At 53.9% G+C, this 12,486-nt stretch carries 18 protein-coding genes; all 18 read left to right on the top strand.

Annotated features, from left to right (window positions below; translation table 11 throughout):
• Nucleotides 1-18: 18 nt before the first annotated feature.
• Complete coding sequence (locus EBB_RS21735) at nucleotides 19-708, top strand: CTP synthase C-terminal region-related (seleno)protein (protein ID WP_192395774.1); 690 nt, start codon at nucleotides 19-21, stop codon at nucleotides 706-708.
• 33 nt (nucleotides 709-741) lie between these two features.
• Nucleotides 742-1,131: a tautomerase family protein gene (locus EBB_RS21730; protein WP_192395773.1), complete on the top strand. Its 390-nt coding sequence runs from the start codon at nucleotides 742-744 to the stop codon at nucleotides 1,129-1,131.
• Nucleotides 1,132-1,160: 29 nt separating this feature from the next.
• Complete coding sequence (locus EBB_RS21725; RefSeq protein WP_192395772.1) at nucleotides 1,161-1,793, top strand: FMN-binding negative transcriptional regulator; 633 nt, start codon at nucleotides 1,161-1,163, stop codon at nucleotides 1,791-1,793.
• A 24-nt stretch (nucleotides 1,794-1,817) separates the two neighbouring features.
• On the top strand, nucleotides 1,818-2,282 hold the full coding sequence (locus EBB_RS21720) for a GNAT family N-acetyltransferase (protein WP_192395771.1): 465 nt from the start codon (nucleotides 1,818-1,820) through the stop codon (nucleotides 2,280-2,282).
• Between the two features lie 270 nt (nucleotides 2,283-2,552).
• Complete coding sequence (locus tag EBB_RS21715; protein ID WP_192395770.1) at nucleotides 2,553-3,158, top strand: DUF6624 domain-containing protein; 606 nt, start codon at nucleotides 2,553-2,555, stop codon at nucleotides 3,156-3,158.
• Between the two features lie 31 nt (nucleotides 3,159-3,189).
• Nucleotides 3,190-4,290 (top strand): alpha/beta fold hydrolase, encoded by a 1,101-nt coding sequence (locus EBB_RS21710; protein WP_192395769.1) that lies wholly within the window; start codon nucleotides 3,190-3,192, stop codon nucleotides 4,288-4,290.
• A gap of 23 nt (nucleotides 4,291-4,313) precedes the next feature.
• Nucleotides 4,314-5,003, top strand: a complete 690-nt coding sequence (locus EBB_RS21705; RefSeq protein WP_192395768.1) for a glutathione S-transferase family protein — start codon at nucleotides 4,314-4,316, stop codon at nucleotides 5,001-5,003.
• Nucleotides 5,004-5,095: 92 nt separating this feature from the next.
• The gene (locus tag EBB_RS26180) at nucleotides 5,096-5,272 is read left to right on the top strand and encodes a hypothetical protein (RefSeq protein WP_223146904.1); all 177 of its coding nucleotides are present in this window, start codon (nucleotides 5,096-5,098) and stop codon (nucleotides 5,270-5,272) included.
• A 319-nt stretch (nucleotides 5,273-5,591) separates the two neighbouring features.
• Nucleotides 5,592-5,771: a hypothetical protein gene (locus tag EBB_RS21695; RefSeq protein ID WP_192395767.1), complete on the top strand. Its 180-nt coding sequence runs from the start codon at nucleotides 5,592-5,594 to the stop codon at nucleotides 5,769-5,771.
• Nucleotides 5,772-5,877: 106 nt separating this feature from the next.
• Complete coding sequence (locus EBB_RS21690) at nucleotides 5,878-6,273, top strand: tautomerase family protein (protein WP_192395766.1); 396 nt, start codon at nucleotides 5,878-5,880, stop codon at nucleotides 6,271-6,273.
• Nucleotides 6,274-6,344: 71 nt separating this feature from the next.
• The gene (locus EBB_RS21685; protein ID WP_225587697.1) at nucleotides 6,345-6,797 is read left to right on the top strand and encodes a protein tyrosine phosphatase family protein; all 453 of its coding nucleotides are present in this window, start codon (nucleotides 6,345-6,347) and stop codon (nucleotides 6,795-6,797) included.
• 695 nt (nucleotides 6,798-7,492) lie between these two features.
• A complete protein-coding gene (locus EBB_RS21680; protein WP_192395765.1) occupies nucleotides 7,493-7,864 on the top strand; it encodes a VOC family protein in 372 nt (123 codons plus the stop codon).
• A 4-nt stretch (nucleotides 7,865-7,868) separates the two neighbouring features.
• Nucleotides 7,869-8,483: a hypothetical protein gene (locus tag EBB_RS21675; protein ID WP_192395764.1), complete on the top strand. Its 615-nt coding sequence runs from the start codon at nucleotides 7,869-7,871 to the stop codon at nucleotides 8,481-8,483.
• A 113-nt stretch (nucleotides 8,484-8,596) separates the two neighbouring features.
• Nucleotides 8,597-9,208, top strand: coding sequence for a TetR/AcrR family transcriptional regulator (locus tag EBB_RS21670; RefSeq protein ID WP_192395326.1), 612 nt, complete (start codon nucleotides 8,597-8,599; stop codon nucleotides 9,206-9,208).
• A 1-nt stretch (nucleotide 9,209) separates the two neighbouring features.
• The gene (locus EBB_RS21665; RefSeq protein WP_192395763.1) at nucleotides 9,210-10,343 is read left to right on the top strand and encodes a methyltransferase; all 1,134 of its coding nucleotides are present in this window, start codon (nucleotides 9,210-9,212) and stop codon (nucleotides 10,341-10,343) included.
• A 13-nt stretch (nucleotides 10,344-10,356) separates the two neighbouring features.
• Complete coding sequence (locus EBB_RS26555) at nucleotides 10,357-10,491, top strand: hypothetical protein (RefSeq protein WP_306790026.1); 135 nt, start codon at nucleotides 10,357-10,359, stop codon at nucleotides 10,489-10,491.
• Between the two features lie 75 nt (nucleotides 10,492-10,566).
• A complete protein-coding gene (locus tag EBB_RS21660) occupies nucleotides 10,567-11,538 on the top strand; it encodes an alpha/beta hydrolase (RefSeq protein ID WP_192395762.1) in 972 nt (323 codons plus the stop codon).
• 371 nt (nucleotides 11,539-11,909) lie between these two features.
• A complete protein-coding gene (locus EBB_RS21655; protein ID WP_192395761.1) occupies nucleotides 11,910-12,347 on the top strand; it encodes a hypothetical protein in 438 nt (145 codons plus the stop codon).
• Nucleotides 12,348-12,486: the final 139 nt, after the last annotated feature.

Below are 12,486 nucleotides of genomic sequence, written 5' to 3'. Positions count from 1 at the left end.
CTGAGAAACTGACCCGCCATGATCCCATCAATCGCCTTGCTCGGTGAATACACGCCGACATTTCCGCCGCATTTGTCGACCAACGCCGCCATCGAACATGCCAAGACGGCTTTGGGGGTGGATATTAACGCCGACTGGGTTTCAACCGCAGACATCGACCAAACCCTGTTCGAACGCTATGCCGGCATCTGGGTGGCGCCGGGCAGCCCGTATAAGAATCTGGACAAAACCCTGGAGGCGATTCGTTATGCCCGCGAAAACGGTATTCCATGCTTCGGCACCTGCGGCGGATTTCAACACATGATTTTGGAATACGCCCGCAATGTGCTGGGATTTAAAGACGCGCAACATGCCGAGTACGATCCTTATGCGTCCGATCTGTTCATTTCGAAACTGGCTTGCTCGTTGGCCGGACGACAACTGCCGCTGAGTTTCGAACCGGGCTCCCGCGCCGCCGACATCTACGGAGCGTTGACCGCCACCGAACAGTACTACTGCAATTTCGGCATCAACCCGGAATTTATCGAAGTCTTGAAACAAGGCCCAATGCGAATCACCGGTGCCGATGCAGAAGGCGAAATTCGAGTCATCGAATGGCCCGATCATCCGTTTTTTATCGGCACGCTGTTCGTGCCGCAACTCCGGTCCACGCCGGAGCAGCCGCATCCTTTGGTTGCGGCGTTTTTGACTGCGGTTAGTGCAAGCTGATGGCTACAGTTCCTTATTTCAAGAGACTTTAAAATGGCACAAATCAAAATCTACGGGATTAAAGACCATCTCAACCCCATCAAGCGGCAATTGTCCGATGTGATTCATGAATGCGTGGTGGAAGCCTTGCAGTTTCCGCAAGACAAGAGGGCGCACAGATTCTTTCCGCTGGAAAAAGACGACCTGTTTGCGCCCAGTGGCAGAACCCATGCCTATACGATCATCGAGATCAGCATGATCACAGGGAGGGAAGTCGCCACCAAGAAAAAGCTGATTCGTTTACTGTTCGACCGCATCCAAGAAAAGATCGGGATTACTAACCAAGATATTGAAATCTGCATCCATGAAAGTCCAGCCTGCAATTGGGGATTCCGTGGTATGCACGGCGATGAAGTAACCTTGAATTACAAAATCAATGTCTAGTGGCATCAACTTTAAACGGTAAACATCAAATGTATATTCCCAAACATTTCGACGAACCCAGAATCGAGGTCATGCAGGCCTTGATACGCGATTATCCGCTGGCGACACTGGTTACTTTGTCCGCCGACGGTCTGAACGCCAACCACATTCCGCTGCATTGGCTGGAGGAGGGCGATACGGCTTACGGCTGTTTGCGCGGCCACATTGCCCGCTCGAATCCGCTTTGGACCGATTTCGATCAACAGACCGAGGTGTTGGCGGTGTTTCAATCCGAAAACGCCTACATCTTGCCGTCCTGGTATGCCAGCAAACCGGAAACAGGCAAGGTGGTGCCGACCTGGAACTACACCGCCGTGCATGCATACGGCAAACTAAGGATCATCGACGACCCGGCCTGGATTCGTCGGCAATTGCAGGCCATGACGGATGAATTCGAAGCCGGTTTCCCAGAGCCTTGGTCGGTAGCGGACGCGCCCGCCGATTTTACCGAACGCTTGCTCACGCAGATTGTCGGTATAGAGATCAGCGTGACCCGGCTGCAAGGCAAGTGGAAAGTCAGCCAAAACCAGCCGCCGGAAAACCGAAACAGCGTGATCGAAGCGTTGCGCGAATCCGGGCAGGCGGGTATGGCAAATATGGTCGCCGATGCTGCCAAGCTCTAATCCCAACCATTGATGGAATCCGTCATGAAGCCATTCTTCGTTCGCCAAGCCACGCTGTCCGACCTGGATGCACTCGTTCCGTTATTCGATGCTTACCGCCGGTTTTACGGTAAACCCAGCGATTCGCATGCGGCGAAATCGTTTTTGCGGGATCGATTCGAACACGGCGAATCCGCACTGTTCCTGGCCGAGCAGGACAATAGAGCCACTGGCTTTGTTCAGCTTTATCCCAGCTTTTCGTCTGTCTCGCTGGCTCGAACCTACATTCTCAACGATCTATTTGTCGATGCCGGATTTCGTAGGCAAGGCGTTGCCGGCTGGCTCATGGCTGCGGCAGTCGAATATGCGGCCGCTTTAGGGGCAGTCCGCCTGACCTTGTCAACGGCAGCAATCAACACCGAGGCGCAGGCACTTTATCGAAAAACCGGTTGGACACGTGACGAACAGTTTTATGTCTACCATTTGCCTATCCCGGCATCGATTCATTGATGCGGACCGATATAGAGTTAGCTGGGATGCTGGTTAATGTTGTTCCTTAAACTTATTACGTAGGAGAAGAGTTCTATGAAACATCACATCATCACCGTCATGATTTTAGCGGTGTTGGTGCGGGCTTCGAGACATGGTTTTGGATTCGGCTCTTGATCAAACGTCCGTCCGCTTAAAGCTGCTTCATGTTGGACGCTGATTGACTGCCGGATAGTTGACCGGTAGGCAAAAGCTGAAGTGTCTCTTACTAAGTGCTAAAACAGAGCCCTGATGCATCACTCAAACGAAACCTTAAGCCGGGAACTGGTGGCGATGGCAAAAAACGATCTGTCGGTACGGGAGGCGTTGGTCGCCGATGGCTCGCTGGGCCGAGCTCTCTACCATCCGCGCATGGAAGCCGTACATATCGGCAATGCCGCTCGTCTTGCGGAGATCATCGAACAATACGGTTGGCCCGGAAACAGTCTCGTCGGCGAAGAGGGGGCTTGGGGCGCCTGGTTGATCGCGCAACATGCCATCGGTAATCCGCCATTCATGCGGCATTGCCTGTCTTTGCTGAAGCAAGCTGCCACCAATAACGACGTGACGCCGTGGCAGGCGGCGTTTCTGGAAGACCGTATTCGCATGTACGAAGAAAAACCGCAAATTTACGGAACCCAGTTCCAGCCGAATCAAAACGGAGAACTCGAACCTTATCCGATAGAGAATCCGGAAACCGTTAACGATAGACGGCTTGCGGTCGGCTTGAATACTATCGAAGAAAGAACCGCCGAATTAACCGCGCAAAGTACGCGAGAGAATATTCCGACGCTGCCCGACTTGGAGGAGCAATATCAAACATGGCTTTATTCCGTGGGTTGGAGGGGCGCAAGTTGAATCCCGATTACCCAAACGTTCGTTGATTGACATGAAATTTGCATCGCGGCTGTGTTCGCGCTACTGGCTTTTCGGTTTGGCAATCGCCTGTCTTACTGCCTTGGCGGGAGCAGTTTACCAAGCCGAAACAACCGCGGCAGACCTAGCCGCATTCCCGCCGCCTGGACGCACGATTGCGGTGAACGGCGTGAATCTTCATCTTTACTGCCTGGGTTCCGGTTCGCCGACGCTGGTTCTCGAAGCGGGCCTCGGCGAAAACGTGTTGAGCTGGTATCCGGTTCACGCCAAGCTGGCCCAGACCATGCGCGTTTGCGCCTACGACCGCCCAGGCCTGGGTTGGAGCGATTCGATAGCCGCTGCCATCCAGCCGGAAGAAGTGGCTGAAAACCTGCAAGCCTTATTGCACAACGCCGGCATTGCCCCTCCGTTTGTATTGGTCGGCCATTCCCGTGGCGGAATTTACGTGCGTGCTTTCTATCAGCGGTTTCCCGAACAGACGCAGGGTATTGTTCTGGTCGATTCGACGCACGAGCAAAGCCCCATGCACCAGTATCCCTACGCTGCCTGGGATTATCGGAAACAAGCCCTGCAAATTGCAATTGCCGAACCGTTGTCGCGGCTTGGTATCGTCAGGCTGCTGGGTATCGCCGATGCCAATCGCAGGCCTTCTCCGCTACCGGCTGAAATCCTGGCCGCGAAAACCGCGATACAAAATCGCACCGATACCGCTCAGGCGGTAGCCAATGAAATCGCCGTGATGCGCCAAGGACTCGATCCGGCCACACCGCCGCCAGGCAGTTTAGGCAATCTGCCGTTACTGGTGCTAACCGCCGGCAATCTGGTGGACCCGGATATAGTCGCGCGCGAAGCGGCAAGAGTGGGCAAAGATGTCGAAGCGGAAAAGGTGCTCGCCGAAATTCAACAGGCAGAGCAGGACGATCTGGCCCGTCTGTCCAGCCATTCGCGGCATATCGTGGTCGGCAACAGCGGCCATTTCATCATGCAGGATCGAGCCGATGAATTTGTCGGCGTGGTGCGTGAATTCGTGAATGCGTTCAATTTGAAATCGGATGGCGACCGCCAAAGCCATTCTTCCGCCGGGCTTATACCCAGTGGCAAAATCGACGGTTAAAAAACCAAGGAGAACTATCGCTCATGTTCGAACTCTACATCGCCAATAAAAATTACTCGTCATGGTCGCTACGGCCCTGGATATTGATGCGTGAACTCGGCATTCCATTTGTCGAAAAGCTGGTTCCGTTTACCGGAACGGATCAAGCCAACGCCTTCCGCCATTTCTCGCCAACCGGAAAAGTGCCTTGTCTGATCGACGGCGAAACCGTCGTGTGGGATTCGTTGGCGATTACCGAATACTTGGCCGAGCGAAGCCCGGCGGTGTGGCCGGCCGATGCAACGGCGCGAACCTGGGCCCGTTGCGCGGTTGCAGAAATGCACTCTGGTTTTCATGTTTTGCGTGAATGTTGCACCATGAATTGCGGATTACGGATTCGCTTGGCATCGCCTTCGCCAGCCTTGGCAAAGGATCTGACTCGATTGAATGCATTATGGCAAGAGGGGCTAACTCGCTTTGGCGGACCCTACCTGGCTGGGCCGGAATTTACCGCCGTGGACGCTTTCTTCGCGCCCGTCGCGTTTCGCGTACAAACCTACGGCTTGGAAATGGCTCCGCCTGCTCGCTCGTACGTCGACCATTTGCTCGCCTTGCCGGCCATGCGTGACTGGTATGCCTCGGCACTCAGCGAGACATGGCGGGATGAAGAACATGAGCAGATGGCGAGAAACGCTGGAACTTGGTTGAATGACTTACGCGCCGTTGGTCAGTAACTTCGTCTGCACGAATTTAGCAAGCTCATGAAAGACGCGAATCGGCCCAGCCGAAAGCATTAGAACCGTCAAAAACAACCGACAACCACAATATGATCAAAAAAGTAGGCAACACCCTCATCAATGCCAAACACCGCGCCACCTGCCATTGCGGTGCGGTTGAGCTGGAACTCGATCTTCCGACGGCATCGTCGATCCGCGCCGCTGCGATTGCTCGTTATGCCGGCGCAAAGGCGCGATTATGGCATCGGTCCCGCTTTCGGGAATAAAGGTCGTCAAAGGCCAAGAGGTGCTGAAGCTTTACCAATTCAACACCATGAGCGCCAAGCATTATTTTTGTTCGATTTGCGGCATCTATACCCACCACTAACGCCGATCCGTGCCTAGCCAGTACGGCTACAACGTCGCCTGCCTTGAAGGTGTTAATCCCTTTGAACTGGGCGAAGTGCGAACCGGTGATAGTATCAATCATCCTGCTGATAGGCAGAGATAAATCAGTCTTATCGCCATGGCGTTTGGAAATGCGGAAAGCAAGGCCGTCGTAGGTTATTGTTGTTCGTTAAGCGTAATACGGAGGAGAACTAGGATATGAAACACATCATCACCGCAACAATTTTAGTGTTAGCCTTGACGTGTTATCTGGCCGGCTATTCTGGCGTCGGCAACATTGGATTTGCGGTTGGTGCAAGCTTGGAGACTTGGTTTTGGATTCGGATTCTTATCAAGCGGCCTTCCGCCAAATCGGATTCATCGTCGATGATTTCATGATGGTCTTTCGTCTCGTTTTTTGGAGGGGTCTCGTTACCCTTTTGATCAATCATTGCAACCAGACAAGACGTCGGTTGCCAAATCGCTGAAAAGCTAAGGAGTAGAAATGCCAAGTGTGTTGATTGAAGTCCGTCGCCAATACACGCCAACGCAAGAATTTGCCCTGATGGAAGCCGTGCACATGGCCTTACGCGAAGCGTTCAAAATTGTCCCGGGTGATAAGAATGTTCGACTTATTGTTCATGAACCGCATCGCTTCGCCTATCCGCCTGCGAGAGAGCAAGCGGATTTTTATACCCATATCAGCATAGATGCCTTTGCCGGCAGATCGCTTGATGCCAAGCGAAATCTATACAAGGCCATAGTGACCAATCTCGAGCCATTTGGCATACCTCCTGATCATGTGAAGATTTTGCTGAGAGAAATCCCCAAAGAGAATTGGGGTATTCGAGGTGGGCAAGCGGGTTGCGATGTTGATCTGGGTTTTAAAGTTGACGTGTAACAAATGCTCAACGCCGATCCAAACCTCAGCGAATGACTTCAACGTGTTACGTATACAGGCGACTTTCGCTATTGAATAACCCCATTGAAGCTGAAAACGTTTATCAGGTATTCGACTGGCTTTGGTGTTCCGCACAGCTGACTGAGGCGGACATAGCCAAACTATCGGAGCTTGGTATAGAGGCGTTGATTAACTTGGCGCCGCCAACGGCTAGCAACGCATTGCCAGGCGAAGCCGAATTGGTTGCGGGCCAAGGCATTACTTATATTCAAATTCCCGTAGCCTGGGAACAACCCAGGCTTAGCCAGCTGGAACAATTCTTTGCTGTCCTCAAGGCATTTGAAGGGCATAAGGTCTGGGTGCATTGCGCAAAAAATAAACGGGCGTCCGCTTTCATTTATTTTTATCGCCGGTTGTGCTTGGCGGAAGAAGAAGTGATTGCAACGTATCCGATGAACGAAATCTGGACGCCGAACTCCATCTGGCAAACATTTATTGGTAATGTATTGAGCGCATCGGCCTAAGTTGCGCTGCCAAAACATTTTGGCTGGATGTGAGTAATGAGTTTCGTAACTAGAAAAATAAGCAAGGTGCAAAATATATGGCTACTCGATACCTGTTAGAGCTGTGCGACACATCAGGGAAACACAAACCCATAGCTGCATTCGAATCCGATACACCTTTCCATACTGTTTTAGTTGGCGAGCGTTTCGATGATGTTGGCTGGGACCGACTTGATGGTGTAGGCATTATCGCTTCGCTAGATCGCCCTAGCCGATATACAGTTCACTCCATCAAACATCTGGTTTATTCGGAAGCCGAAGGTCTAACAGTCAAATATTGTCTCAACCTCACTCCCTACGAAGGCCCGAGTTCGCCGGTTTGGGGGAATGAATGAAATCATATTCATTTTAAGACTGCTTTTCGTCAAGCATCAGATATTATCGCCTCAATGAACAGCTATGTTTCGCATTAATTACAGCGCTGCATCGAACATCCCAACCGATATGTATTGTTGGTCAATTGGGATTCGCTGGAGGATCATACCGAAGGCTTTCGAGGTTCCGTCCAATACGACGAATGGCGTGCATTGCTGCATCATTTCTATGAGCCGTTTCCAACGGTAGAACATTATTCGTTGGTGATGTAGAGCTCATGGTAGATAACGGAAAATTATTTATTTCTTTATTCGAAGGAACACGGAGAAAGGTTTCGCATTATGAAAGTAGTTGGTATCGACCACGTGCATCTAGCTATCCCGCCAGAAGCCGAATCAACAGCTCGCGCGTTTTACGGAGGACTTCTTGAATTGAGCGAGATTCCCAAACCTGCCCAAATTTCTTCGCGTGGAGGCGTGTGGTTTCAATGTGGAAGCTTGCAGATCCACCTTGGGATCGAGAGGGATTTCAGTTCCGCTAAGAAAGCGCATCCGGCGTTGTTGATCGAGGGTTACGAGAAACTCTTGAAAAAGCTCGCAGACGCGGGTTACGAGGTGCGGAAGGATACTTCGATTCCTGACGTTACTCGCTGTTTCACGTCCGATCCATTCGGTAACCGAATTGAACTGATTTCAGCCGATACAGGCTTCTAACACTATGCACATTTTCGAAAAACTCGGCGGCATCGCCATCATCGTGGGATCGCTATTGCTCAGCGCTTATGCGGTCTTGTTCCCGATCTTTCTGCCTTTAGGGACGAGAAGCTTCGATTATGTCGAGATGGTGCGCAACTCGGCTTGGGTGCCTTTAGCGCTGGTTGCCTTCGCTGGCGTGTTAGCGTTGCTGGTCGGATTCTATGCTGTTTATGCCAAGATGCGTAACACGGCCGGCGTGCAGGGCGCCGTCGGTTTTTTGTTCGTCGAGGCGGCTTATTTGCTGCAAGTCTGCAAGGTGACTTGGGAGCTGTTTCTTTATCCCGTCATCGCCCGCTATCCAGAAACCGCGTTCCTGCTACGCGACGCCATCATCAAAAACGATCCGGCGGTGTTGGCGTTTAGAATTTCGGCTTCCGCGACGATATTGATCGGCATCGTGCTGTTTTGCCTGGCTATCTACCGTTCGGCCATCTATCCCAAACCCGCGGCGGCATTGATCTTCATCGGCGCCGTGGTTTATGCGTTGGGGCCTATGATTTCGGTATACGTGTCTATCGTTGGGATTTTCACCTTTGCCGTGGGCTGTATGCTGCTCGGGGTTCGCTTGCTGCGCTGACTGCGCACGGCTTGCCGTTCAATCAAACCCCGCATCTTGATTGGCAAAACTGCTAGGGCGGTTGTGCCGCCGGTGCTAACCTGCCGCCATCATGGCTTGCAGGAGTTTTTACGATGAACGATATTAGCGACCCGGTTTACGCGCGTCTGCTCAAGGCGGCGCTGGAGTGTTTCCTTTCCGACGAATACCACAAGGTCACCACCCGCATGATCGCCGAGAAGGCCGAGGCCAACATTTCGATGATTCGCTACTACTTCGGCAACAAGGAAGGCCTTTACGAAGAAATGATACGCGAGACGCTCAAGCCCCTCTTGGATATGCTAGACAGCGATACGCTGTCCGAGGCCGGCGGTTTTGCCGAATATCTGCGCCTCTATTACGACACTATGCGCAAGCACCCCGAATTTCCCAAGCTCATCCTCAAGGTGCTGGCCCTCAACCACGGGCCGGGCCGGCGTTTCATCCTGCAATTGCTGGAGCGCGGCCGCAGCGGCGGCGCGCGGCGGCTGGAACAGCTGAAGGCAAGCGGTCAGGTCGATCGGGCGATCAATCCCGACGTGGCGCGCATGGCCTTCGTCAGTCTGGCTATGATGCCGATGCTGCTGAAAGACATCTTCGAGGAACAGATGGGCGGGCAGATGGATGAGGCCTTCCTCAACGAACTCGCAACGCTTAACGGCAAACTATTGGTGGCTGGCATGGCTGCGACGCAAGCGGGAGCGTGACATGACATTGCAAAAGAACGCCGGCGCGGTGCGCCGTTTTGCCAAGCTAGCGAGGTTCGGCGCCTGGCTGCAAAATTTGCCCAACAAAATCGTGCCGCCGCCGTTCCGTCTGATTCAGATCGGTTCGGCCTTTTGGCAATCGCGGGCGCTGTATGTCGCCGCGCGGCTGGACATCGCCGGCGCGCTGGCCGGCGGCGAAGCGAGCATCGAAACCCTGGCCGAACGCGTCGCCGCCGACGCCGATGCGCTTTACCGCTTGCTGCGCATGCTGGCAGCGATGGGCGTGTTCGAAGAAGTGGCCGACAGGCGCTTCAAAAACAATAAGCTTTCGTCCTGCCTGCGCCCGGACCATCCCAACAGCGTGCGGGCGATGGTGCTGATGCACAATTCGCCGGCAATCAGCCGGCCGTGGTTCGAACAACTGGAGCAGGGCGTGCGCAGCGGCGGCGTGCCGTTCGAATCGGTACACGGACAGGCGTTTTACGACTACATGGACGACCATCCCGAATTCGATGCTTTGTTCGCGCAGGCCATGGATAGCGTGGAAGCCTTGGCCGGCGACAGCTTTGCTACCGACTTCGACTGGTCGCGCTTCGAACGTATCATCGACGTCGGCGGCTCCAAGGGCACTAAATCGCTCGCCATTCTCAAACGCCATCCGCAGCTCAAGGCGCTGGTGGCCGACCGCGAACAGGTCATCCAAGGCGCAGCGCAGTTCTGGCAGGAAAAGGGCGAGGGTGCCGCGCTACAACGCATGAGCTTCGAAGGCTGCGATCTGCTTAAAGCCGTGCCGAAGGCGCACAGCGGCAAGGACATCTATTTGTTGAGCGCGGTGCTGCACGGCTTCGACGACGACACCTGCGTCACCGTGCTGCGCAACGTCGCGCAAGCCAGTGCAGATAGCGGCGCTGCCATCGCCGTGATGGAGATGGTGATGCCGGATAGCCCGACCGACATCGCCACAGCCGCATTCGACATGCAGATGTTCGTCAATACCCGCGGAAGGGAGCGAACGCTGGCCGAATGGCGGCGGCTTTTCGATGCCAGCGGATTGGTACTTCAAGAGGTGGTGAGCTTGCGAACGTTCGGGAAAATATTGGTATTGCGAGCGGCTCACTGCGCCAGCCCGGTATGACTCCGGAATCCGTGTGGCGAGAGTTCGCTTACACTGGTATCCGGATCAATCCCGGCAGGCTGCGTCGTTTTACGACGGGACGGCGAACTGGATGTTCGGCTGGTTGCTGCGGATTTCACCGGTAAGGCTTGCCGATCAATCGCTTTGAACAAAGCGCAAAACGAGCGCAAATGACTTTCCCGGCACAAACACCTCATCTGCCATACTGAAACATGAAAAAAACATGAGCTACGTATATGCCATCGGCTTTATTGCCCTGCCGCTTATTTTCGCATTATCCGGCTGTACGGCCATCCAGCGCGCCGCCCACTTGTACAGCGCCGAAGCGCCTTCGCCTCGCACCTTTCAATACCGCGACGACGGCTCGAGTATCTACTACTCTTTTACGGTTGGCGGCGCTGAGGCAGCGGATACCATGGTCTTCTTCTATGGCGGAACGGGCTGTCCGAGTTGGAAATCCGTGATGCCCGGTTATGTCGATGGCCTTTCGGCCCATGCCCATGTTTTCGTGCTCAACAAGCGATTCGTCGACGACCTATCCACCGGACTGTTTGCCTGCGATCCGGATTTCCATTTAGCGAACAACCCGGCCAGATGGACTGCGGACTATTCTGAATTTATCGCCGCTCAAGTCGGTTCTGCAACGCTCAAGCCGAAGAATGTCGTCCTGGTCGGCGTATCCGAAGGCGCGATACCCGCCGCCCAGGTTGCCGCGCTTACCCCCGTCGTTACTCATCTCGCCATCATCGGCAGCGGCGCTTATTCGATGCGCCAGTCGCTGGTCACCCTTGAGCGAAAGTGCGCAATCCTGTTCGACGTTGCTTCCAGCTGGGAAAAAATCGCTTCCGATCCGGACAGCATCGACAAAAATTGGTACGGCAACCCCTATCGCTGGTGGTCGGACATCATGGATATCGACCCGCTTTCTATTTTTCTCGAGCTGAACATTCCCATCCTGGTTGGCATCGGTGAGTTGGACGAGAGCGTTCCCGTGGAATCCGTGCGTTTCCTCGAAGCGAAGTTCGACGAAAAGGGCAAGCGCAATCTGACCGTCAAGGTTTATCCCGGCGCGGACCATCGCTTGAGCGCAGACGGCGTTTCTTACCGCAACGAATTCTTCGCCTTCGAATACCAATACGATGCGGCGGGGCATCCGGCGCGGCAACTGTGCGCCTGGGCGGGCTATCGTGACTGACATTACTGCATTTGGCGGATGGTAATCTTAACCTAACGATCATGAAAAGATCGCGTCACCCAGGCAAATGAAAGCCGTGTGACCATGATTTTCACAGTAATTGAGCAGATGTCGCGCTTGTCCGGACTCGCTAAGATGCAGCAAATCCGACTAACGAGCCTACCGTGTTATCGCAATCACGATGATCGACACGTGAACCTAGCTTCGGGGCAATAGGCTAAAGTTCGGTTTTTGCCTCTTCCGGCAAATTATTGCCGTTTTTTCGATGCTCTGGTGTCGGAGTGCCTTTGGTACAGCGGTAATTGGGGTAATTGTTAGATGGCATAAGCATTGCTTATCCTAAGAGCATGCCGCTTTGCCAGGAAATGACCATGACTTCGACCATCCCTGCCGTATCCAATTTTGCATTCAATTACACCACGCTTAGCACCCAGCGCGGTACACAAACGTTTGTTAGCCAGCCAGGGCAGGCGGCTACGCAAGACACTGTTACGATCAGTATAGCCGGCCGGCTAGCGTTGACAGCCGATGGCGCGACTCGAACGGATACCGCGTTCCGGCAACTCATGGCCGAAAAAACCGCCGGAATAAACTTTCTGCGCAGCAGCGCATTGGCCAACCCCAATTCAAGTGATTTTGCAAAACTCGCCTACGACCTGGCGCACGACGAGTTGTCGGATGGTCAAGGCGGAGGCGGCTTGCTTAGCTTGGGCGCTTCGCCCAACGATCCGTTGCATTACACCAGCGGCGAGTTGGTTACCGAGGAGAGCAAAGCCTATTTCACGCAACAGGCCAGCAAGTATAGGTAAGCAGCCGTTCGGCTTTATGACGAGGCTAAAGCCGCGGGCGTCAGCGCCGGCGAAAGCGTCAATCGTTTGTACGATTTACAAGGCCTGCAACCCGACCGCTTCCGAGCCATAATGATGTGGCCGGCAACGGCCGGCTGAC

The organism is Methylomonas fluvii (assembly GCF_014850975.1).
Classification (GTDB): domain Bacteria; phylum Pseudomonadota; class Gammaproteobacteria; order Methylococcales; family Methylomonadaceae; genus Methylomonas; species Methylomonas fluvii.
Note: the sequence above shows the minus strand (reverse complement) of the source record. Positions and strands in the feature narration are given on the sequence as shown.

What these genes read in the sequence shown, in the direction of transcription:
- EBB_RS21735 (WP_192395774.1), top strand. Translation starts at nt 19, where the DNA reads ATGATCCCATCAATCGCCTTGCTCGGTGAATACACGCCGACATTTCCG.
- EBB_RS21730 (WP_192395773.1), top strand. Translation starts at nt 742, where the DNA reads ATGGCACAAATCAAAATCTACGGGATTAAAGACCATCTCAACCCCATC.
- EBB_RS21725 (WP_192395772.1), top strand. Translation starts at nt 1,161, where the DNA reads ATGTATATTCCCAAACATTTCGACGAACCCAGAATCGAGGTCATGCAG.
- EBB_RS21720 (WP_192395771.1), top strand. Translation starts at nt 1,818, where the DNA reads ATGAAGCCATTCTTCGTTCGCCAAGCCACGCTGTCCGACCTGGATGCA.
- EBB_RS21715 (WP_192395770.1), top strand. Translation starts at nt 2,553, where the DNA reads ATGCATCACTCAAACGAAACCTTAAGCCGGGAACTGGTGGCGATGGCA.
- EBB_RS21710 (WP_192395769.1), top strand. Translation starts at nt 3,190, where the DNA reads ATGAAATTTGCATCGCGGCTGTGTTCGCGCTACTGGCTTTTCGGTTTG.
- EBB_RS21705 (WP_192395768.1), top strand. Translation starts at nt 4,314, where the DNA reads ATGTTCGAACTCTACATCGCCAATAAAAATTACTCGTCATGGTCGCTA.
- EBB_RS26180 (WP_223146904.1), top strand. Translation starts at nt 5,096, where the DNA reads ATGATCAAAAAAGTAGGCAACACCCTCATCAATGCCAAACACCGCGCC.
- EBB_RS21695 (WP_192395767.1), top strand. Translation starts at nt 5,592, where the DNA reads ATGAAACACATCATCACCGCAACAATTTTAGTGTTAGCCTTGACGTGT.
- EBB_RS21690 (WP_192395766.1), top strand. Translation starts at nt 5,878, where the DNA reads ATGCCAAGTGTGTTGATTGAAGTCCGTCGCCAATACACGCCAACGCAA.
- EBB_RS21680 (WP_192395765.1), top strand. Translation starts at nt 7,493, where the DNA reads ATGAAAGTAGTTGGTATCGACCACGTGCATCTAGCTATCCCGCCAGAA.
- EBB_RS21675 (WP_192395764.1), top strand. Translation starts at nt 7,869, where the DNA reads ATGCACATTTTCGAAAAACTCGGCGGCATCGCCATCATCGTGGGATCG.
- EBB_RS21670 (WP_192395326.1), top strand. Translation starts at nt 8,597, where the DNA reads ATGAACGATATTAGCGACCCGGTTTACGCGCGTCTGCTCAAGGCGGCG.
- EBB_RS21665 (WP_192395763.1), top strand. Translation starts at nt 9,210, where the DNA reads ATGACATTGCAAAAGAACGCCGGCGCGGTGCGCCGTTTTGCCAAGCTA.
- EBB_RS21660 (WP_192395762.1), top strand. Translation starts at nt 10,567, where the DNA reads ATGAGCTACGTATATGCCATCGGCTTTATTGCCCTGCCGCTTATTTTC.
- EBB_RS21655 (WP_192395761.1), top strand. Translation starts at nt 11,910, where the DNA reads ATGACTTCGACCATCCCTGCCGTATCCAATTTTGCATTCAATTACACC.